Source organism: Sphingobacterium sp. 1.A.4 (assembly GCF_002734245.1).
GTDB classification, from domain to species: Bacteria; Bacteroidota; Bacteroidia; order Sphingobacteriales; family Sphingobacteriaceae; genus Sphingobacterium; species Sphingobacterium tenebrionis.
This window is the reverse complement of the sequence record NZ_PEAZ01000051.1, coordinates 22,739-43,643: the sequence shown is the minus strand read 5'-3', so window position 1 is coordinate 43,643 and position 20,905 is coordinate 22,739. Positions and strand designations below refer to the sequence as shown.

At 36.9% G+C, this 20,905-nt stretch carries 17 protein-coding genes and 1 pseudogene; 9 read left to right on the top strand and 9 right to left on the bottom strand.

Annotated features, from left to right (window positions below; all coding sequences use genetic code 11):
• Positions 1-1,213 precede the first annotated feature (1,213 nt).
• On the bottom strand, positions 1,214-1,453 hold the full coding sequence (locus tag CRJ00_RS08170; protein ID WP_144038126.1) for a hypothetical protein: 240 nt from the start codon (positions 1,451-1,453) through the stop codon (positions 1,214-1,216).
• Between the two features lie 149 nt (positions 1,454-1,602).
• Positions 1,603-2,733: a DUF4932 domain-containing protein gene (locus tag CRJ00_RS08165; protein ID WP_099366382.1), complete on the bottom strand. Its 1,131-nt coding sequence runs from the start codon at positions 2,731-2,733 to the stop codon at positions 1,603-1,605.
• A 208-nt stretch (positions 2,734-2,941) separates the two neighbouring features.
• On the opposite strand from CRJ00_RS08165, the gene CRJ00_RS08160 reads away from it, so the two are divergent.
• The gene (locus CRJ00_RS08160) at positions 2,942-3,193 is read left to right on the top strand and encodes a type II toxin-antitoxin system ParD family antitoxin (RefSeq protein WP_099366381.1); all 252 of its coding nucleotides are present in this window, start codon (positions 2,942-2,944) and stop codon (positions 3,191-3,193) included.
• 90 nt (positions 3,194-3,283) lie between these two features.
• Positions 3,284-3,493: pseudogene (locus CRJ00_RS19355) on the top strand (type II toxin-antitoxin system RelE/ParE family toxin); the annotation flags it as partial.
• Between the two features lie 14 nt (positions 3,494-3,507).
• On the opposite strand, the gene CRJ00_RS08150 reads toward CRJ00_RS19355, so the two are convergent.
• A complete protein-coding gene (locus tag CRJ00_RS08150; RefSeq protein ID WP_144038125.1) occupies positions 3,508-3,777 on the bottom strand; it encodes a DUF7336 domain-containing protein in 270 nt (89 codons plus the stop codon).
• A 228-nt stretch (positions 3,778-4,005) separates the two neighbouring features.
• Positions 4,006-4,413 (bottom strand): DUF4279 domain-containing protein, encoded by a 408-nt coding sequence (locus CRJ00_RS08145; protein WP_099366379.1) that lies wholly within the window; start codon positions 4,411-4,413, stop codon positions 4,006-4,008.
• A 614-nt stretch (positions 4,414-5,027) separates the two neighbouring features.
• Here CRJ00_RS08145 and CRJ00_RS08140 point away from each other — a divergent pair.
• Positions 5,028-6,038, top strand: a complete 1,011-nt coding sequence (locus CRJ00_RS08140) for a hypothetical protein (RefSeq protein ID WP_099366378.1) — start codon at positions 5,028-5,030, stop codon at positions 6,036-6,038.
• Positions 6,039-6,090: 52 nt separating this feature from the next.
• Here CRJ00_RS08140 and CRJ00_RS08135 read toward each other — a convergent pair whose 3' ends face one another.
• The 5 genes from CRJ00_RS08135 to CRJ00_RS08110 all read right to left on the bottom strand — a co-directional run bounded on the left by CRJ00_RS08135 (position 6,091) and on the right by CRJ00_RS08110 (position 14,226).
• Positions 6,091-8,610: a tetratricopeptide repeat protein gene (locus CRJ00_RS08135; protein ID WP_099366377.1), complete on the bottom strand. Its 2,520-nt coding sequence runs from the start codon at positions 8,608-8,610 to the stop codon at positions 6,091-6,093.
• 97 nt (positions 8,611-8,707) lie between these two features.
• A complete protein-coding gene (locus CRJ00_RS08130; RefSeq protein WP_099366376.1) occupies positions 8,708-9,553 on the bottom strand; it encodes a mechanosensitive ion channel family protein in 846 nt (281 codons plus the stop codon).
• A 13-nt stretch (positions 9,554-9,566) separates the two neighbouring features.
• A complete protein-coding gene (gene ggpS / locus CRJ00_RS08125) occupies positions 9,567-11,825 on the bottom strand; it encodes a glucosylglycerol-phosphate synthase (protein ID WP_257213721.1) in 2,259 nt (752 codons plus the stop codon).
• Positions 11,826-12,064: 239 nt separating this feature from the next.
• Positions 12,065-13,168: a TlpA disulfide reductase family protein gene (locus tag CRJ00_RS08120; RefSeq protein ID WP_180268451.1), complete on the bottom strand. Its 1,104-nt coding sequence runs from the start codon at positions 13,166-13,168 to the stop codon at positions 12,065-12,067.
• Positions 13,169-13,803: 635 nt separating this feature from the next.
• Positions 13,804-14,226: a hypothetical protein gene (locus CRJ00_RS08110; RefSeq protein ID WP_099366373.1), complete on the bottom strand. Its 423-nt coding sequence runs from the start codon at positions 14,224-14,226 to the stop codon at positions 13,804-13,806.
• Between the two features lie 257 nt (positions 14,227-14,483).
• Between CRJ00_RS08110 and CRJ00_RS08105 the strand changes: the two genes are divergently transcribed.
• The 6 genes from CRJ00_RS08105 to CRJ00_RS08080 all read left to right on the top strand — a co-directional run bounded on the left by CRJ00_RS08105 (position 14,484) and on the right by CRJ00_RS08080 (position 20,802).
• Complete coding sequence (locus tag CRJ00_RS08105; protein WP_099366372.1) at positions 14,484-15,620, top strand: helix-turn-helix domain-containing protein; 1,137 nt, start codon at positions 14,484-14,486, stop codon at positions 15,618-15,620.
• A gap of 79 nt (positions 15,621-15,699) precedes the next feature.
• A complete protein-coding gene (locus tag CRJ00_RS08100) occupies positions 15,700-16,566 on the top strand; it encodes an alpha/beta hydrolase (protein ID WP_180268450.1) in 867 nt (288 codons plus the stop codon).
• Positions 16,567-16,760: 194 nt separating this feature from the next.
• A complete protein-coding gene (locus tag CRJ00_RS08095) occupies positions 16,761-17,411 on the top strand; it encodes a hypothetical protein (protein ID WP_218962198.1) in 651 nt (216 codons plus the stop codon).
• A gap of 247 nt (positions 17,412-17,658) precedes the next feature.
• A complete protein-coding gene (locus CRJ00_RS08090) occupies positions 17,659-18,054 on the top strand; it encodes a hypothetical protein (protein ID WP_144038124.1) in 396 nt (131 codons plus the stop codon).
• A gap of 71 nt (positions 18,055-18,125) precedes the next feature.
• Positions 18,126-19,097 carry a hypothetical protein gene (locus CRJ00_RS08085; RefSeq protein WP_099366368.1) on the top strand — a complete coding sequence of 324 codons (972 nt, stop codon included), beginning with the start codon at positions 18,126-18,128 and terminating at the stop codon, positions 19,095-19,097.
• A 142-nt stretch (positions 19,098-19,239) separates the two neighbouring features.
• Positions 19,240-20,802: a calcineurin-like phosphoesterase C-terminal domain-containing protein gene (locus CRJ00_RS08080; RefSeq protein ID WP_099366367.1), complete on the top strand. Its 1,563-nt coding sequence runs from the start codon at positions 19,240-19,242 to the stop codon at positions 20,800-20,802.
• Positions 20,803-20,905: the final 103 nt, after the last annotated feature.

Below are 20,905 nucleotides of genomic sequence, written 5' to 3'. Positions count from 1 at the left end.
TCAATGCCAACGACCTGCTTGAGTGTTTTCATGTTAATTTTTTGATGTGAAACTGAAAAATCAATAGTGAAACTTCCCTTGGACTTGTCTCCTTATGGATATTCAAGCTGGACTGTAATTCCGCCTTACATTCTGTTCTGTCTTAGGAAGCGAAAAAGAGGAAGGCCATCTCTAAAAATCAGTATGCTAAAAAAGCTACTAAGACAGCCCTAGGCTCTCCCTCTTTTCACTAAATACAGCAAATCTATAAAACAAAAAATGTCTCCTACATTTGCTTGACACAAACATAGGAGACAGCCCCTTTTATTTTTTTTTATCCGAGGCTTTATAAAGCTCAACGAAAGCGAAAAGGAGCACGTATTTGTGCTGCTCGATGCCTTCCTAGCCAAAAGCAAGATGCAGGCTATACTCAAATAAAACAACACCCAATCTTTATTGGATTGGGCGTTCTATAAATTTTGAGTTAGATTCTCTTAAAACAACTTATAGAATATTAAAAAGAGACCGAATACTATACCCAATAGTAGAGATAGAATGACCTGAAGTCTACTTAGAGACAAGGAATGACTACCATCAGAGGTCTTCTTAATCCTTCTCAGAAAGAATAAAAGTTGTAAGCTTGAAGCTATAACAAAGACAAGACCAAACAGCAGTCGAAAAAGATTATTTTCGTTCATTTAGTTTCTTTTTTATTTTTTCTTGTATCGCCTTATCATAAACTTTCCCTACTTCTCCAGCCATATTGATAATGATAAACCCTGAAACTTCGTTACAACTCCATTTGATACTCTTCTTGTTCCCTCGACTCCCCAATTTCCCAATTTTCGAAAAAATTGCTAGACACCAATACTAGCCGATTTCTTGACCCAGTCAACATCAGTATATCCTTTTTCTTTCGCTTGTGCAACTTTAGTTACTTGTCGATCGTATGTATAATATGTATTTCCAGTATAAGCCTTCCATTTTATCCAATCATTTGGTCCTCGTCCATCAGGATCGATGAATCGTTGTAATCATACTTGCCGTCTTGGATATATGAACCTCCCAAAAAATGTACTCCCCCTTTCAACTCATCCTGCAATTCCTTTCCATTATAAAGATAACTATTATCATTGTAAACATAGCTCGAATTAGCACATCGCTTGCCAAATGGATATTGCCATTGTATTCCCAGTAAAATGATTCTGCGATGCTGATTATATTAAGCGTCCTATCAAATATCATCCTCCTTCCATTCAAATCTATTATCTGCGTCATCAGGATTGATACCTGCAGTTTTTAATCCTATCAATGCATCATTATCCCACAAAATAATCTGCAACCATATTTCCTTACCTTTAAAACAGAAATCCAAAACCACTTTGCTCCTTTTTAAAGCTTGGTTTACCCGAGATTTTCCATCCAGATCTTCACCCAGATTAATTCTAATTCTATTTTTCTTGATATTACTCAAAGTTATTTTGCTAATATCCCCGAACCTATCTTGAAATATAGTGTCAAAATCCGATTTATCCTTTATTTCCATTATCCTACCTGCTACAAACTAAAAAACCTTTAATACAACTTATTTCACCTATTCTTATACCTTAAAAGCTATCCTGTCTATTGTTTCGAGGACCACTTAAGCAAATCCGTATAAATGTTTTTTATTTTTGGAAAATCATTCTGATTATAAAGACGAACAAGTTCTTCATTAAATTCTTTTGATTTAGGGAAGCCTTTTAACTTCATCCTACCATCAATATTTTCTCTGACTTTCGATAGAAGAATTTGATTTTTGGGTTCGGTATCCATGATGTACAAAATGAACAATCCCCAGGTTAAATACTCATCAAAAACTTTAATAGGATTTGGATAATGATTGGTTGATTTATTCGTTGAATCCACCCAAATTGATCTCCTATCAAAAATAGTATCGATATGGTTCTTAAACGTTGAACTTACTGGACCTACATAATTATGATCAATTTCTGTAAAAATCACCCTACTGTTCAATGCCCTATTAAAATCTTGATCTATATCTGCTTGATGTTTGATTACCGGTAGGTACAAAAGCATTTCCTTAAAATTATTATCTTCAAAAGTATGTGTTGCATTTATGCCACCTATAAGTCCCGAGGTCAAAACCCGATAGCTATTGATTTTATAATCAAACTTATTTTCTAGCCATTTCTTTTGCTTATCTATTGCCGCATATTTGATATAATCATCTATAATAGTTTGAAAATAAGGCTTATGAGCTTGATAAAATTTCCTATAGCCTGATTTCTTGGCGAAATCCTCAATTTCTTTCCGATACAATACTATTGGATCTTCATGAATCTCCACTGTTCCTACCCCCTTTGCAGGAAATGTATAAACATTTGTCCTAATCAAACTGTCGCCATCAAATTGGAATCCATAGGAATTGGAAGATATCAAAATGTAATAAATAAGACTTTTTTGCAATAATGAATCACATATCTTAATTGCCTTATGGTCTTTGAATTTACTGAAATGATTAATCACCTCTTGATGATAACTGTTTTTGTGATTAACCATATTGGAGTCCTTAAGTCCATGATCTGTAATCGCCATCATGATTAAAGCCAACTCCTGTACCTCCGGTATCTCTATATTTACCTTATTATCGTTGAGTTTAATGTATTCTTGGTTAAATCTGACAGCATTATCTTGTCCATACAAACCAACAAAACTAAAAGTGCATAGGACGATTATTAAAAATATTCTCATGTGTAGACAGAATTATAAAATTAGTTAGTGTTTTTTCTCATATCCATAAATCTTTATCCATTATGGTCTGAAATAGGATATGAATAAATTTCTACATTTTTTTTGACATTACTCAAAGGTGTTCTGCTGTTTTCATATTATTTTTTTATAATCAGATTTAAGTATCAATACTTGGTATCTTTGATAATAGAAATTTATATCTAAAATTATGGCTCGGAATACTTCAATATTATTAGGAGAGTATTTTGATAGTTTTATTAAAAAGCAAAACAAAAGTGGGACGTTTTCTTCTGTAAGTGAAGTGGTAAGTGCTGCGTTAAGAATGTTTGAACACGAGGAATCAAAGAAAATAGAATTAATAAAGGAACTTAAGAAAGGGGAAAAATCTGGATTTTCTTCAAATTTTGATCCGGAATCATTCAAGCAGAACCTTCATAAAAAATATTCAGCTGACAAATGAACTACATAATTAGTAAAGAAGCTGAAAAATGATTTAGAAAATATTTGGCTTTATACTTTAGAAACCTGGTCGTTTTAACAAGCTGATTATTATTTTGATTTAATCATATATGAAATCGAATATATAGCTGAAAATCCAAAATATGGAAAAGATATTAGCGAAGTTAGAAAAGGATATTTTTTGTCACGTGTAAAATCACATTTTATATTTTATAAAGTGAATTTATACGATGAAAAAATTGAAATAATTAGGATTCTCCATCAAAAAATGGACATCGAATCGCATTTAAATGAAGGATGAGTCTTGTTCAAATTTTATTCGGTAATAAAACCAGAAGTCCAATTATCTGAGTCTAATTTATAAGCTGAAATTTCAAAACCATCTAAATTATTTTTAAACCCTTCAAGTTTAGATGTTCTATTTATTGCCTCTTCCGCATTTTTAATTGAGCTATATACACCAATTAATTTAAAATCCTCTCCATTCTCAAGCCTATTATCAATATGAGTATGCCATAATAAAAAAACTTCTTTCATACTAATTTCTATTTCTATCCCCACTTTTTTTAATTTTACTATATTCACTTTATTTTCGTACTATCGGCCTCCATCCCATCAGGATCAATCATCAAGATTGGATTGTTTCCTCAAAGGAATACTTGTTTGCAAACTTAACACCAACTATTATTTTAATTCCTTTTGGTTATCCCAAAAAACGTTTGTATCCCAATGATGGTTTGTACTCAGTAATTTTACTCAATATGATTTTTAATTTTGCTTTTTCTAAACCTTCTCTCTAAATATGAAAAACAATTAACAATATATATCAAAGTCAAATTCAATCCCTAATTTTGCATTTACTCGATTAAACCTAGATCCAAGATGCACCCATGGAACACTTTCCTCCGCGTTATTTATAAATACAGCACACGAAAACTCACAATAATATCTCTTACAAATAAATTCAAAATTTTCTAATTGCTTCTCAATTACATCTAGAATAGAATTCATTTGCGTTTCAAAGTCTTCTTTATCACTTTTAAATGCATCTAAAAACCATCCATTTTGTTTTGCCAGCCGATCAACTTTTGGGTTCATTCTCAAACCTTTTACATGGAATTTTGATGGTTGGATACCTAAAAGATTAGAAATATCCTGATGTGTAACATCATCAAAGCCAAAAACACAAAAACTTAAAAATATTTGATTCTTCTCTACCATATTTACTTATTTTATAATTCATTTAAGTTATATCCTGTAGGCTCGCCTGGGCCATTTCCTCCTTTTGGTTTTATTTAAAAGATTAGTAACTAATCCAATATTTTATACTTGAAAGCAGTCTAATTGATATAAGAATTTATTTAAATCAAAGTCCATATCAATAATTTTTTTAAGTTCTTCTGCTTCCATTCCATTTGGATCTATCATCAAAATCGTAATATTTAATCCATAATTATAGGGTAAAAACCCAACTCCCGGCAGATATCAGTAGTGGTTTTACCTGATTCAGCTTGATTGCCGAAACGATCTGACGCTCGCTGATTCTTGTCTTTTTCATTGAACTGTTTTAAGTTACGAATTTTCGCACTTCAAACAACCCGACTTTTCGCGAGGGGTACAAGTGAATTGACAAGATGAAAAAATTGAAAGAATTAGGATACTCCATCAAAAAAATGAACATTGAATCGCATTTAAATGAAGGATAGTACACAAATCTTTTAATATTAATTATTACACACCTAAACTAGATACCGCATCATTGTAGCAGAAATAATCCTTTCCTCGTTAGCTAAATATTAACGAATTAAAAACCATTTCATTTACAAAGCCCAATTATGTATAATATCCTGTTTAAAAACAAATTCAACCCATTTTTTAAGTTCAGCATTCTGCTCATACTCGCTATTACCACTACCCTTTTCCCTAGCTGTAAAAATTCCTTATTCGATACAGATGGAAATGATGGTGAACTGAATTACCATTTACAATTCGGAAGTTCAATTCAAGTAATAAATGGGAACATCCTAATCAGTGGCGTAAAAGCAAAAAACAGAGAAATAAGTTCCAAATTTTGGGTGAATGGAAAATCTACAGAAAAATCAGCTTTCATGAACCAGATTAAAAATCAAAGCGGTTTCCGGGAGGCAATTAATAACCAAAGCAGAATTGTTTATAATTACAAAGATAACCAAGGAAACATACAAGAATTTCAATTTTTCCAATCCGCTTTCAGAGAGAAAGAACTTATGCCCTATTTCCTCAATGGCAAGGAGATAAAACTATCGTCTGATAGTACGGGAACCATTTCAGCAGTAAGTTTTTACCATAATAAGCCAATTTTTGCTGGAACCTATGGTAAATTTGTCGGAACAGAAATGGGATCTGCCTTTGCTCCCAAATCGGCTTTCTATTGGGAAGAAAACAGCGGCTTTACCGAATTGATCATTCCAAAAGAATCCCAAGTATTCAATGGTATCACATCAATATTTAGGCATTCTCCAGAAGAGACCTATGTGGCAGGATTGTGTGGAATCCCTATGTACTGGAAAAATACCGAGGCAATTGTATTGAATAAAAACCTACATGGCGAAGTCCATCAAATCATCAAAAACGGCAATGACCTTTATGCGGTGGGGCTGATCAATAAAAGGAATTCAAACAGTACCGGCCATACAGCCTGCTACTGGAAGAACGGAGAAATCCATGAGCTGGAAGATAATGCACAGGCCTATGGAATATTCGTGGATGGTACAGATGTTTATATTACAGGTGCAACTGGCGTTGTGCCAACAGCCTACAAACCCTGCTATTGGAAGAATGGAAAACGAATAGACCTGGAAATGTAATCCCAGGTCTATCCAAATCATCTCAAGAAAGTCTTGATGATTATTTATAAAATTATTTCTTCTTTAATTTCTGTAAACGGTCGGTTGCTGTAGGAATAATATCATCATCACCTTCATAATTTTCGATCACACTTTCCAAGGTACTTCTTGCCTGAACATTATCCCCTTTGCGGGAATAAGTATCTGCAAGGAGGATAAAGCTCTTCGCCACCCAGTAATCATGCGAATCCATATTCTCGATCACATCAAAAGCTGATTTTTGGGCTTTGTCGTATTCCTTGTTATCATATTGCATCAATCCCACACGATACCTCGCCTCAGCACTCACAGCCCCTTGGCTCTTCAATGCCGCCAGATTAAACTCTTTTAAAGCATTTTCTTTGTTTTCCTGCTTTAAACTGGCCTTAGCCGCATACAGATGCGCCGTAGCAATTTCCTCTTCCGTAGCCTTTTCATAGCCCTGAACCAACTTCGCATACTTATTCATCTGTTCGTAATCGCCTAATTCAAAATAACAGATCATCAGATTCGTGACCGCATAACCATAATTTTCCTTATAGTCATTATTCAGCTCCAACTTTTTAAGATGCACAATCGCCTCGTTGTATTCCTTTAGACTCAGGTAAAGTGCCGCAGCAGTCATTAAGGTTTTCTCGGTATAAGGGCTGGTCCAATCGTTCAGAATGATATTCAGATCATGCAGGGCTTCCTGGGGCTTATTGGTATGGTATAAGCTCACTCCACGGATATAACGCGCATGTTTCTCTTGTCTAGGTTTTGGAAACTTATCAAAATAAGCATTGATCGCCTCAACAGCTGGTCCATACTGTCCTCTCGCAAACAAGGTTCTTCCTGCTTGGAATGCCATGTTATCCTGCTCTGCCTCACTCAGGTTACTGATATTGTTATTGATGGCATATTCAATATAACTCGGCGCATCGCCTTGATCCAGATAAATACTTTCAATGGAAGCCATGGCCTGTGCGGCCTCTGAAGTTGTACTGAAATCCTTCACCACTTTTTGGAAGGTAGCCATAGCTGCTTCCGTTTCATCCTTATTGTATTGAACCAAACCAATGGTTACTAAGGCTCTAGGCACATAACTACTTCGAGGATATTGCTTGACCATCTTCTGAAGCCCTTCTATTGCAGCATCATACTCACCCATCGTAAAATACATGTATGGGATCTCAAAGGCCACATCATCTGCATAGTTGGATCCTGGATATTTTTCTACAACAGATAGCAAGGTTTGTAATTTTCCTTCATTATTTCCCTGCAAGCCTTGTATAATTCCCTGTTGAAACAAGGCATAATCTTGGTTCGGTGCCTTCTCGCTGATCAATTGATCATAAAAACCTTTAGCTTTTTCATAATTACGCATGGTGAGGTAGGAATCTCCCAATCGAGCCATCACATCGTATTTCACCTTCTTATCTAAAGAGCTTCCCTCCGATGCTAAAAACCGCTCGAAATAATCGGCAGCCACGCTGTACCTATTGATGCGGAATGCCGCATAGGCCAAAGCGTAATTTGCATAATTATATACAGAGGTATTTTTCGCTGCTGGAAGACGAAGGAATCTGCTGAAGTTGTCGACTGCTTCGCTGAATTTGCGGACTTCGTACATGGCTTCTGCTTTCCAATAGGTTGCCAATGCTGCCATTTCGGGATTTAAGGTAGATTTTTCGGCCCGCATGAACATGGAAATACTGTTTTCGAATGCACGTTCGTTATAGAACTCCAAACCTCGATAATAGGTAATCTTCTGGTAGACCTCTTCTGCTTTCTGATCTCGATTACTGAAGGATTCCAACAGATAAACGGCAGTCTCAAAATTGCTACTTCCGGAGAGGATCTCCGCCATTCGCGATTCCGTGGTTTCCTTTTGGTTGGCGCTTAAATCTACGCCCTCAAATCGCAGGGCAAGATAATCCTTTAAAGGTTGTAAGGATACCTGCACCGAATCCAATTCATTTAGCATCTTCGCATAGTTGTATAAGGCATCGGCTTTCAATTCCTTATCGAAACTCAGTTGGGATGCTTTGTAGAATGCATTCCTGGCATTTACTTTATCGCCATTTTCCTGTGCAATCTTTCCTAGGGCGATGATGGAACTCTGATAAAAAGCATCTCCCGGCTCCACCTTCTTCAGTATGGAACTGGCACGTTCATACTCTTTACCCCGATAGGCCATGATACCTATCCGGTTATTATCAATATTATTTCGGGAAGCATTGGGGTATCTTTCCGGCAAAGGACTATGAAAGGGTTCGCGGAAATCGTAGCGGGAATAGAACATGCCGGCAGCGATCTGCCGCAATTCAACTTCCAATGCCTTCCGATCGATGTCCATATCCGGTGTACGCCTGATCTTGACCACATCCGCTAGCATCGGACGGTAATCCCTTACTATTTCTATGGAATCCAAAGTTGCAGGTTGCTGTTTTTCCTTCTCTTGCGCCTGTCCAGCTAATAATAATATAGAAAAGAAACCAGTAAGGATATGTTTCTGGTATCCGGTAAATATATTTTTCTGATAATTCGTATTGAAACCTAGTTTAAGTGTCATCTCTTCTTTTGCTGAGCTTTTCCAATAATAAATTACCTCCCTACAATTTATAAGCCAAGACGTCAATATCCCTCTTAAAAATGACAATAGAGATGTATTATTTTCGCTTTATATGGATATCTGTTTGTGGAAATGGGATCTCTATGCCTGCTGAATCCAAGGCTTCCTTGCAGCTGATGATGAGTTGTTCCTGCATAGCCCAGAAATGTTCATTGCTGGTCGTTACACGTACGGAAAGATTGATTGCGCTGTCTCCCAAACTGGTAACCACCACATCTGGTGCAGGATCGTTAAAGGCATATTCATTTTTGCGAATACACTCCAATAGAATGGATTTTGCCAAACGTAGGTCTGCATCATAGGATACCCCTATATCAAACCAAGTCCTGCGTGTACCCAATTCCGTAAAGTTGGTGATATTACTGTTTGATAATTCCCCATTTGGAATAATAACCAATTGATTCTGCGGGGTTACCAATCGGGTATTGAAGATATCGATCACCCTAACAGTACCGTCCACACCACTAGAGGAAGAAATATAATCTCCCACACGGAATGGTTTAAAGAGTAGGATAAGAACTCCACCGGCAAAATTTGATAGGGAACCTTGCAGGGAAAGACCAATAGCCAGCCCGGCTGCACCGATTACAGCAATAAATGTAGAGGTCTGTACGCCCAACTGACTTACCACCACGATAAACAACATTACCTTTAATATCCAATTGATCAGGTTGCCAAGAAAGGTACGGATGCTTGGATCGACCTCCCGTTTGATGAAGATCTTATCTACAAGCCTTCTAACCATTCGGATCAACCAAAGTCCCAGAAATAAGACTAATGCAGCCGATAAAATGGAACTGATCAAGATTGGCGCATAGGCTATCGCACTATCTATAAATTTTTCTATTTTCCCTTCAACGTTTTCTAATTGTTCTACTTGCATTTTTATATTTAGTTTATACGCTTAATTCATCTGAACTTTCCAATTCCCTCACAAAATCCTTTCCCCAGTAATGGATATCGTAATGTCTGATCTGCTGGAGCGACCTTCTGATCCTGATCCGGGCTTCCTCCTCTTCCATGGTCAATGCTTGGTGTAAAGACTCGATCATGCTCAACTGATCGTAAGGATTTGTTGGAACGCAATAAGGAAGTTCCACTGATGCGCCGGCAAATTCGGATAAAACCAGTACCCCCGCCTGTTTCAGTACTCCTTGCGTAGCTACAAATTCTTTGGAAACCAGGTTCAATCCATCCCTTAATGGGGTGATCCAAGCAACATCCGCCAAAGCATACTGGATAAGAACTTCCTCAAACGGTAATGCCTGGTAGAAATACTGGATCGGGGTCCAATCTAAAGTGGCGTATTTACCATTGATCTCCCCAACGGCCTGGTTTACTTGGTCACGAATCTTATCGTATATCCGCATCCCTTTGGATGGTGGCGTGCATACATTGATCAATTCCACTTTACCCTGAAATTCAGGATGTTGTTTCAGGAATTCTCCAAAAGCCTGTACCTTTTCCAAAGGCCCTTTGACATAGTCCATCCGTTCGATGGAAACTATACGTTTTACACCCGTTTTTGCTGCTTCTGTTTTATACCCTTCAATTCGCCTCTGAATGGATTCCTGGGATAGGATCCTTTCGATCAACTCGAAATTTACGCCTACTGGCTGCGCCCCTAAGCGAATGGTACGACCTTCTACCGAAATGATTTTGGTCATATGCTCCACCCCTAACGCCATGCTATAGGTCAGAAACTGATTGGAAACATTTATTGTTTTTTCTATTTCGAACGGCGTATGACTCCTTAAAACATCAATAAAATTCTCTACATACCTCGGTATGTGGAAACTGATGAAATCACACATCAAAAGGCTTCCGATGATTTCCCGTCGCCATGGAATGGTATTGAAGATATCGGCGGCTGGGAATGCTGTATGGTGGAAAAATCCAATCTTCAGGTCGGGTCGCAACATTTTTAGGAAAGAAGGTACCATCCACAGGTTATATTCATGAATCCAGACCAAGGCTTCTCGGTCTGCTTCTCTTGCGATCCTTTCTGCAAACAACCTGTTGATCTTCAAATAATGGTCCCAATCTTTGTGATTGAATTTCGCTTTATCGACGAAGGAAAATATCGTTGGCCAAAAGGCTTCCTTTGAAAAAACCCGATAGAACTGATCGATATCCTTTTGGGAAAGTGTTATAGCGGATACATCTAAATGAGGATATTTTTCCACATCTACTTTTTGCTTTTCTGTGCTCTGGTTCTCACCGAGATCGACCTCCTCACCTATCCAGACGCCAGGTCTTCCCTGCTCGAAAAGCCCCAATAACGATGGGATAATACCATTTGGACTTTGAGGAGCCACCTGTTTGAGTTCACCATCTACCAGTTTGCGTTCATAGGGTAATCGATGGTATACCATGATCAGCTGTTTGTTTTCTGAAGAATCCAGGAGCATGGGTTCAGATGGTTTATTGGAAACGTAGGTCCGAAACCTTTCATGCCTTTCCATACATTCCAGGATACCTGCTGCCCCAGCATCTTCCGCTTGGTAGACATTGGAAAGTCCCTTGGTAGCTTCTAATAGAGCCTCTTCGGAATCCCCAACCGCAACACCTTCGAACCCAGTTTGAAATAAGGAAAGGTCATTCAGGGTATCGCCAGCTACGAGCACCTGCTCGTATGGAATTTCCAATAGGTCAACAAGTTTTTTTAGTGTATTACCTTTATTGACTCCTTTGGGCATAATATCTAAATATTTATTCACCGAGGTGATCACATCACAACCCATTTCAGCAGCAATTTCTTGTACCGTTTCAAGATCGGTTTCCGAATCGTAATAATAGGAACAACGTCGCTGTTGGGGTACATTTTGGTACACCAATCCGGGAATATCGGCATAGGCCTCCTGCAGTTCATAAACGGAAGGCCAATTTATTTCTATCTCATGCTGTATCGGGTCGATTGCCGCCAAGGAGTTACCATCAAAAATTGTAGATCCCACATCTGCAATGACATAATCTGGTGTTGGAATAGTAGGGTCGTTCAATAAGGGAATGACCGATTCCATACCCCTGCCTGTAACAAAGACCAGCTGTATATTCTTATTTTCTTTTATGATCTGATAGAGACGTAATCGTTCTTCCATCTGTCCTCCTAGGAAGGTCCCATCTAAATCAGTTGCTAATAACATGTTTTTCATTTCTCTAATTGTTTTTACTTAGGTTTTAAAGCAATAAATAGCCGATGTATTGGATGACCAATAACATGTATTTCAATCAAACTTTACGGCTTTAATGCAGACTAAAGGTTTAGATTCTGCTGTTCAATTCAATAATTAATGATTACAAATATAGAGAAAATTAAACTAATAAGCAAATTTTAGCGGGTTTTCTTGCTGTACTTTCAGGAGGAAGGAGATCTACGGGAAAGAAATAGGAATTATAATTTTAAATCAATGTGTATCATTTTGCCCTTTTCATCAATGATGATGCTTCTAGGTATGGATTCAATGTTATAGAGGTTCTGGACGATCGGCCCTTTCCATCCCTGAAGTTCAGAAATATGAATGGCCCAATCGAATTTATGATTTTTTATAGCTTTTAACCAATTATTCCGATCATGGTCCAAAGAAATGGCCAATACGGTAAGATTCTCTCTTTCAGCATATTCTTTTAGTTTAGGAAGATTTTCGATACAGGGAACACACCAACTTGCCCAAAAATCCAAGAGTACTTTTTTACCCCTAAAATCACTTAATTTTATGGTCTTTCCATGCATATCTTTCATGGAAAAATCTGGAGCCATCATGCCTACATTTATATGCTTTTTGGCGTTGATAATCTTTTGAAGTCGTTTCCCTTCTTCGCTTTGCCTCAAGCTTTCATCCAGCCCATTGAAGAGTTGTTCCAATTTTCCAACATCTTTGTTCAATAGGTTTGGCCGATAATAACTTAATAGATATAAGGAAGTATAATTGGATGGGTTCTCTTCTATCAATGTGATTAGGTAAGGATTTTTTTTGTCCATATAATGAAAGGAAGAATCCATCAATTGATCCTGAATTGTCTCTTCCTTGCTGGAATTGGAAAGCTCCCTAAATTTATCGATCTCCTCCACATACAGATCATATAACTTATCAGTGATCTCCATTAATCGGAACCTTTCGTCTCCTGGGATAGTGAATGAACTGCTTATTCCTAAAGGCTTCCCGCTTTTTGGATTGAAATTTGGCTTGGAAAAAACGGCATGGCTGGTACCAGAACTTAACATAAACCATTTCTCAGAGCCATCCTTTTTACTGATCAAACGGGTATATACCGCTGGCGTATTCATTGTTCCTTGGAAAACAAATTGATGATTCTTAACCTTTACCGAATCATGGACCATAGGATTTATATCACCGTTGTTGATATGCTTTAAATAAAAAGTTTCATTTTCAAGGTGAAGGGAACTATCGACCTTACAGATTAAGGTATATGCTGATTGAGCATATAACTTTGAAATGCTGAATAAAAAAACAATAAGGAGGAATTGTTTAAACATTTGAATTAATATAAGCATTTATTTAATTATGGTTTAAAAATTTCTATCAACTATACTGTTTTTTGATTGTTCTAAAGGAATGAAACGCCCTAAATTTTTTGATTCTTGGACGGATATGCAGTATGCTGCTTTTAAATGGTTCTTCTTATATCCAATGGGAATCATTTTGCTGGGAAGATTGATTATTTATTTGGTGCTTATTTTGGATTAAAATCAATAGGTTTTTACTAAATTTATAAAGACCCTTTATTAATCAATTTAATGAACAAATATTTTTACATTTTCCTATTAATCTTACTGATTGTCTTAGTCTTTATTTTAGACACAACCTTATTACAACAATATAGTCCGGCGTTCGCCAAGAAACCGATTATTATCCCCATGAGTATTATCGGATATTTCTTACTGGGTATTTTAATAAATTCTAAACTGGGTATTAAATTTAGCTATAATAAAACCGCTAAAACCGCAATTTACTTCGTGCTGCTGGTTAATACCGTAACCTATGTTACTAATTATTTTCAATTAAGCTAGGTAGAACAATTCTTTGACTGGAAAAAAAAACAACCCGACTGCTCGGGCGAGCAGCTCGGGGATCCTGTTTAACAACAAAACATGGTTTTTTGCATTAGGGATTATTGTTTTGTGCCTTGAAAATAAAACTCTACATCTGTAGCAGCTTCCTTATTAGTTGAAATGTGAACAGCCTTGGAATCCATCGTATATGTAAGAGATCCGGATGGATTTACACTTGATGAAATATGGATATTGGAAATATTTTGAACCTTGAATACTTTAGGGGTAACTGCACTATAAGCCTCCCCTGTTTTGGCAGCTACTTTTAATTTATCATCGCCTTCTTTACTGACGATTACAATAGCATTGAAATAATCCTGTTCAGCTACGCGAATCTTTCCTTTAAAGGTACCTACAGCGGCCTGTATATCATTGCTCGGCTTTGGAGACCCATCGTTATCCTTTGAACAAGCGATAACCATTCCCAATAAAGCTAAGGCCATCAATTTACCCTTTAATCCTGTTTGAATACTTCTTTTCATTTTAAAGTTTTTAAATTTTAAATCATATTAATTTCTCTGCAGCTTTACAGATTTTTCCATAGATTTAACTCAAGGGTAAAATTAGTAGCCATTTTGGGGAAAATAGTTTTAAATTATAAGTTTGAACCCCTAAAATTTTTTTTATATTTCGCTGTATATAAGATAAATAGCAGTATCAACTTATAAATTGAAACTTATCCTTGTGAAATAAGACTGAATTTCATCGTTTATTTGTTCATAATTTATTCCGAACCCCTATGCTTTATCTTGCAGGAATTATAATTTCACTCTTTCTATTGTTGCTGATCTTTACTAAAAAAGGATTGATAAAAACGGATATTCTCCTTGGAACTTGGATCATCATCGCGTTCCTAAATTTGAGTGCGCATTATATGTTTATCCATCAACTCTATATTAATTATCCGAAGGTTTTGATTTTCAGTTTTACCCTCCCTATCCTTCATCCCCTTTTACTCTTTAGCTATATCAAAGAGAATTTTGGAATAAAAGCTGTTCTTTGGCAAAACCTTGCCTACCTGCTTCCCTTTATAGCAGCCAATTTAATTTTCATTGATGCTTACTTAGTCGATCATGGAGAGGCTGTACGTATCATTGAGCAAGAAGGTAAAGGTTATGAATGGCAAATAAAGGTGAATTATATACTGATTATCTTCTCTGGCGCTTTCTTTATCAGCAAGTCCTTTCTATTGATTGGCAGGACTAAAAAAATTGCAGGTTTATACGAAGCGCCAAACTTGGAGTTTGTCCAAAAAATATTTTGGTGCAGGAATCTTTGCATTTGGATCAGCGGGATATGGATATTGGCCCTTACCCCTCTCCCTGAAGAATATATTTACATCACATTTATGCTGTTTTTGATCTGGTTGGGATTTACAGGAATAAGGAATTTTCTGTTCACCAATCCAAAAGTTTCGGATCAAGGAATATATATGGTAAAGGAAGGTTTGGAAGCTTTGGAAATCCCAGAAAAAAAGGAAATAAGATATAAAAAATCATCACTTCATCCTGAACAAGCCAACGAGATTCATGAACGAATGACAACCTTTCTTCAAAATGAAAAGCCATTTAAAGATAGCGCGCTCAGCTTGGATACCTTATCTGAACTCTTGGAAGTTCATCCGAATTACCTCTCTGAAGTGATCAATAGCATGGAAAATAAAAATTTCAATGAATACATCAATGAAATGCGCATTGAAGAATTTATCAGCTTGGCGACAGACCCAAAGAATCAACGGTTTACTTACCTTTCCATCGCCTACGATTGTGGTTTCAATTCTAAAGCTTCCTTCCACCGAAACTTCAAAAAAATAAAAGGTGTCACACCAAAGGAATTCCTAGACAAGATGTATCAAAAGAATTCAATACCTCAATAATAGGTCTCATAAGGCTCCATGAGACCCTTAAAATTGATTCGAAGCTTAGTTTCGTGGCATCAATCAAAAAATGATGTTTATGAAATTATTACGTTTCGGATTATTGATTTTAATCCCAATCCTTTTGGATTCCTGCGAAGAAAAAATGGAGATTGCCAAATCTGGCGTTCTGGTTCCTCAAACAGTAGATGAGGATGCCAACCTGCCTTCTTTTCGTTCAAATGGCGTTCTTCTTCATGCCGAATCTTTTGGCCCCAAGACGGGGCCAATGCTGGTAATGATCCATGGTGGTCCAGGTGGAGATTACAGGTATTTATTGAATGCCAAAGATTTGGTATCTAACGGCTACCAAGTCGTTTTCTTTGATCAGCGAGGTTCTGGATTATCCCAAAGGATCGACAAAAAAGATTATCCCAAAGAAAAAGGAGCCATTATTAATCTGCTTTATGATGATCTGAAGAAAGTAATTGAACAATACAGGCGTGATCCCCAGCAAGAAATCATTCTCTTCGGACATTCATGGGGCGCCATGTTAGCTTCAGGTTTTGCTGGTAGATATCCTTCCCTTATCAAAGGAATGGTGTTATGCGAACCTGGTGGATTAAAATGGGCGGATGTAGAAACCTATGTTAAAAATTCGAGGTCTCTTAATGTTTGGTCGGAAGCCTTGAACAATGCTACCTACCTGGATCAATTCATAACCGGTGCTGAAAATGATCATGCCATTTTGGACTATAAAATGAGTATGTTCTCTTCCAGTAACCCCATTACAGGAGAAGGAGATTTTGACAAAAGCAGTTCATGGCGTGATGGGGCGATCATTTCTACAGTCATGTTTGAGGAAGCAGACCGAGATAAACTGGATTTCTCTACAGGGATTGAAAATTTCAACCAACCTATCCTATTCTTTTATTCATCCAAAAATAAAGCTTATCCCGATCAATGAACCGATAAGATTACCAGCGTATTTAAGACCGTAAAGAAAGTAAAAATACAGGATGTTGGCCATGACGGAATCATTACCAATGCTGATGCTTGGACTCAGCAGACCAAACCTAATGTATTATCATTTCTAAACAACCTGAAGTAATCATGAAAAATCAATATTTATATCTTGGGTTTAGGCTTGTATTTATCCTAATGATTAGTCTACAATTCACCCTAACAGCATCTACGGCTCATGGACAGACTATCAATCTGGAAAACAAAATGGATCAGAAACATTTTCTACAAGCCCAACTCGGTGCTGAATACGGCATCATTTACGGATTAGGTTATGGATTCCAACTAAATAAAAAAGTTATTCCATTGTGGTTGACAAGCGATATCTCTTTACCTATTGGTGAAGAGATGTTGGATGACCCGAAATCACGGGTCGGAATCAAAATCCAGTGGATAAAGATCGGAAGGCTCCACATTTCCAGTGATGTTAGAGGAATTTATCGGCGATTTGAAAATGACCAAGTGGGTATATCCAATTTTGGAATGGATATGAATGCAGTTGCAGGTTATTACAAAGCCTCATGGTTTATAGCTTCAGAAGCTGGCTTTGATAAAGCTATTGCTAGCCATTTCAAGCATTCAGCAGCTTATAAGGAATCCTTTCCTTCGGTTAAAAATGGATGGATAGAACCAGCCATGGGTGGAAATTTTCATTATGGATTTCAGACAGGATGGAGCTTTATAAACAACGAACTTACCTTAAGTGGAGGAAAATTGTTGAATCAGGATTTTAAAACCGTCCCACTATTACCCTTTTATGGAAGTATAGCTTTCACGCATAAATTTTAATAATTCTACCATTGAAAAACATAATTTTTAATTTCCCTTGTATAACAACAAGGGAAATTTTATATTTCCACTGATTTTCAAACAAATACAACATATTTTTATAAAATAAACTACACATACCACATTTTCCCAAACCATGAAAAAAACGGAGCTCTTTATTTTTGCGATCAAAATCATTGGAATCATCCTCTTCTTATGGAGTATCAATTCCCTCAAGGAATTAAGCATGTTCTTTTTTACCATACAAATGGCAAGAGAAACAGTAGTCATTTTGCCTTCATTAATAATTTTCCAGCTTATTCAATGGATCTTGGCTTATTTTCTACTTTTCAGAACAGAAATAATCATTAATCTATTAAAATTAAAGGATGAATATCAACTAGAAATCCTTCAAAACAGCCAATTTAATTATGAAAAGATATTTCAGATCGCTTTGCTTATTCTTGGACTTGCCATCATCATCCTAAATATTCCAGATTTTATTTTGTCTGTAATAAAAAACATGCTGCTCCTTCGTAAGGATGAACCTTATCAAAAATTCCTATGGAATAATTTCGATATACATGGGCTTAAAATAATCCTGGGTGTCCTTTTAATCTTTAATAGTAAAAAAATTAGTAATTATTCAAAGCTTAATACATAGTTTAAATAAAAGAGCAGGTAAATTTAAAAGATTATATTATTTTTAAATCAATATCAAATTTACCTGATCAAATGAAAAAACTTAAAATTAGCGCAATTCTACTTTTTACCATCCTTTTGAATAGTCAAATGGCTTCTGCCCAATTCGGGGATTTATTGAATAAAGCTGGAAAAGCTGTTACCTCCAAAGGTGCACAGGCATTAGGGCTTGATAAAATTTTAAAGGAACCTGAAGCCATTAGCACCAGCTTTGACGATGTAAATCAAGAAGGCAAAGAAATGCCAGAGTTTGAAAGTAATGCCCAATTTCTTCCATTTTCAACATTGGCAAAAAATGGCGATGATGGCTATGTCCTGCAATCGGGACATTTTGAAATGATCAACAAAAGCTATTGCCTAAAAGCAGGAACCTACGCTCCGTCTGCTGGGGATGGATATATGTATGCGCCTATACTTGGTAAGAAAAAAGATATTGTAACCGCCATCCTTAAAAGTGCAGAGAAACATCCTGAAGTGCAACAGACGGATATCCAAATGCTTCTTTGGACCATTATTGCCAAAACAAAATTCATTGATTACAGTGGACCTGTTAAAGAGACTGCATTACGCCTATTGACTGCAAAACAGATCCTCCAATTGGAAGGTGGTGCCTTGGGTATCCTTCCAATTGACGTCATGGCGAAAGCTAAATCGAGCATGCCTCCAGCCATCCAAAAGATTTTCGAAGCTGAAAACAACATCCGCCAATTGGTTTCCTCCGGAAATTACACCTATGGCGAGTTCGAAAAATATGCGATCATGGCAGGAATGGCGCCAGTAAGAGCAGACATACCGAGTGGGATCTGGACCCTACATCCCGATGGATATTATATTCGCTATTACCCTTCAGGATATTCGCAAACCAAGGTACAAATCTATGTGCCGGAAAGTTTGATAAAAGATCGAGGATCAAAAAAATTAATCTATGATGCCACTGATGATATTGCTTGCCCAGCAAATACCGGCTCCCAAAGATTAGCCCAAACAAATGAACCGATTAAATAATCGGTTCATTTGTTACATTTCCACACCGAAGATCTTAAAAATAAGATAATTAAACCCATAAACACTTCCTTAATCATTTGTTAATCTTATTTTAAAGCTGTTTCTTTACTTTTGAAAGAAATAAAAATATAATATAAGATAAATGAAAAATTTATATTGGTCATTAATCGCCTGTATGATGACCGGATCGGTCTTCGCACAAGACCTAGCCAAAGGAACCGTATTTAACGACTTAAATGGAAATGGAAAACAAGACCGTAGAGAAAACGGGATTGAACGTGTTGCCATCAGTAATGGAAAAGATGTTGTACTAACCAACAACAAAGGGAAATACGAAATCCCAGTCCAAAACGACAACATCATTTTCGTCATCAAACCTACCGGTTATGAATTGCCTGTTGATCAGGACAACCACCCTAAATTCTATTACATCCACAAGCCTAATGGATCACCACAATTGAAATATCAAGGTGTTGCTCCTACTGGTCCATTACCCAAATCGATCGACTTCGCCTTAAAAGCTAAACCGGAATCCAATCAATTTTCGGCATTCGTATTCGGAGACCCTCAAGCGTATACTGAAGAGGAAATCCAATACTTCAGCAAAGGCCTGATCGATGAGGCAAAAGAAAGAAAAGGCCCTTTGTTTGGCATCAGTTTAGGGGATTTAGTAGGTGATAATCTAACCTTACACCCTTCTTATAAAACAGCAGTTGGTAAAATGGGACTTCCATGGTTCAATGTGATGGGAAACCATGACATGAATTATGATGTGACTCAAGATTCCTTAGCAGATGAAGGTTTCGAACGTACTTTCGGTCCTAATAATTATTCATTCAATGTTGGAAATGCGCACTTCATTGTTTTGGACAATATCATTTATCCACATCCAGAGACAGGAAAGAGCTACCAAGGTGGTTTAAGAGCCGATCAGTTGGAATTCATTGCAAACGATTTGAAATTTGTTCCTAAGGATAAGTTGGTGGTACTTGCATTCCATATTCCTTTGAACCCTGAAAACAACAAATCCTTCCGTAAAAAAGACAGAAAAAGATTGTTTGAGCTATTAAAAGATTACCCAAACACCCTTTCTCTTTCGGCACATACCCATTATCAGCAGCAGAACTTCTACACCCAGGAACACGATTGGTTGGGTGCAAAACCTCATCATGAATATAATGTGGGAACAACTTCTGGTGACTGGTACTCCGGTCAGATGAATGAAAAAGGTGTTCCTGCGTCTACGATGCGTGATGGTACGCCTAAAGGTTATGCCATCTTGAATATCGATGGAAACCAATATAACTTCGATTATAAAGTAGCTGGAAAAGCAGATGATTATACCATTGGTCTATTTGGCCCTTCGGTAGTCAAAGAAAAATATGCAGGCCGTTATCATGTCTATGCCAACTTCTTCCTAGGATCGGCAACAGATAAGGTTACTTACCGTATCGATCAAGGAGAATGGAAAAACATGGAAAAAGCAGAAGGTTTCGACCCTGCCTACATGAAGGAATTATTAGCCTATGATGGTGCAAATTCATTGATCCAAGGCCGCAGACCTAGCGATCCTTCCAATTCAGCACACGTGTGGCGCTTGAAACTTCCAAAATTAAAAGCCGGTAAACATTCTATTGAAATCCAAGCCGTAGATATGTTCGGAAGAACGCATAATGCAACAAAAGAAATTGATGTAATCAACTAAACAACCGAACCTCAAGGTAAAGCCCGACAACTCTTTGTCGGGCTTTACCTTTTTTAATATATGGGTATTTCATTATAAAAACTTAATTTCGTCTGCATAAAAT

Bases quoted from the DNA above. Each gene is read 5' to 3' on its own strand.
- CRJ00_RS08165 (WP_099366382.1), bottom strand. From the start codon at position 2,733: ATGAGAATATTTTTAATAATCGTCCTATGCACTTTTAGTTTTGTTGGT.
- CRJ00_RS08160 (WP_099366381.1), top strand. From the start codon at position 2,942: ATGGCTCGGAATACTTCAATATTATTAGGAGAGTATTTTGATAGTTTT.
- CRJ00_RS08145 (WP_099366379.1), bottom strand. From the start codon at position 4,413: ATGGTAGAGAAGAATCAAATATTTTTAAGTTTTTGTGTTTTTGGCTTT.
- CRJ00_RS08140 (WP_099366378.1), top strand. From the start codon at position 5,028: ATGTATAATATCCTGTTTAAAAACAAATTCAACCCATTTTTTAAGTTC.
- CRJ00_RS08135 (WP_099366377.1), bottom strand. From the start codon at position 8,610: ATGACACTTAAACTAGGTTTCAATACGAATTATCAGAAAAATATATTT.
- CRJ00_RS08130 (WP_099366376.1), bottom strand. From the start codon at position 9,553: ATGCAAGTAGAACAATTAGAAAACGTTGAAGGGAAAATAGAAAAATTT.
- ggpS (WP_257213721.1), bottom strand. From the start codon at position 11,825: ATGAAAAACATGTTATTAGCAACTGATTTAGATGGGACCTTCCTAGGA.
- CRJ00_RS08120 (WP_180268451.1), bottom strand. From the start codon at position 13,168: ATGTTTAAACAATTCCTCCTTATTGTTTTTTTATTCAGCATTTCAAAG.
- CRJ00_RS08110 (WP_099366373.1), bottom strand. From the start codon at position 14,226: ATGAAAAGAAGTATTCAAACAGGATTAAAGGGTAAATTGATGGCCTTA.
- CRJ00_RS08105 (WP_099366372.1), top strand. From the start codon at position 14,484: ATGCTTTATCTTGCAGGAATTATAATTTCACTCTTTCTATTGTTGCTG.
- CRJ00_RS08100 (WP_180268450.1), top strand. From the start codon at position 15,700: ATGAAATTATTACGTTTCGGATTATTGATTTTAATCCCAATCCTTTTG.
- CRJ00_RS08095 (WP_218962198.1), top strand. From the start codon at position 16,761: ATGATTAGTCTACAATTCACCCTAACAGCATCTACGGCTCATGGACAG.
- CRJ00_RS08090 (WP_144038124.1), top strand. From the start codon at position 17,659: ATGGCAAGAGAAACAGTAGTCATTTTGCCTTCATTAATAATTTTCCAG.
- CRJ00_RS08085 (WP_099366368.1), top strand. From the start codon at position 18,126: ATGAAAAAACTTAAAATTAGCGCAATTCTACTTTTTACCATCCTTTTG.
- CRJ00_RS08080 (WP_099366367.1), top strand. From the start codon at position 19,240: ATGAAAAATTTATATTGGTCATTAATCGCCTGTATGATGACCGGATCG.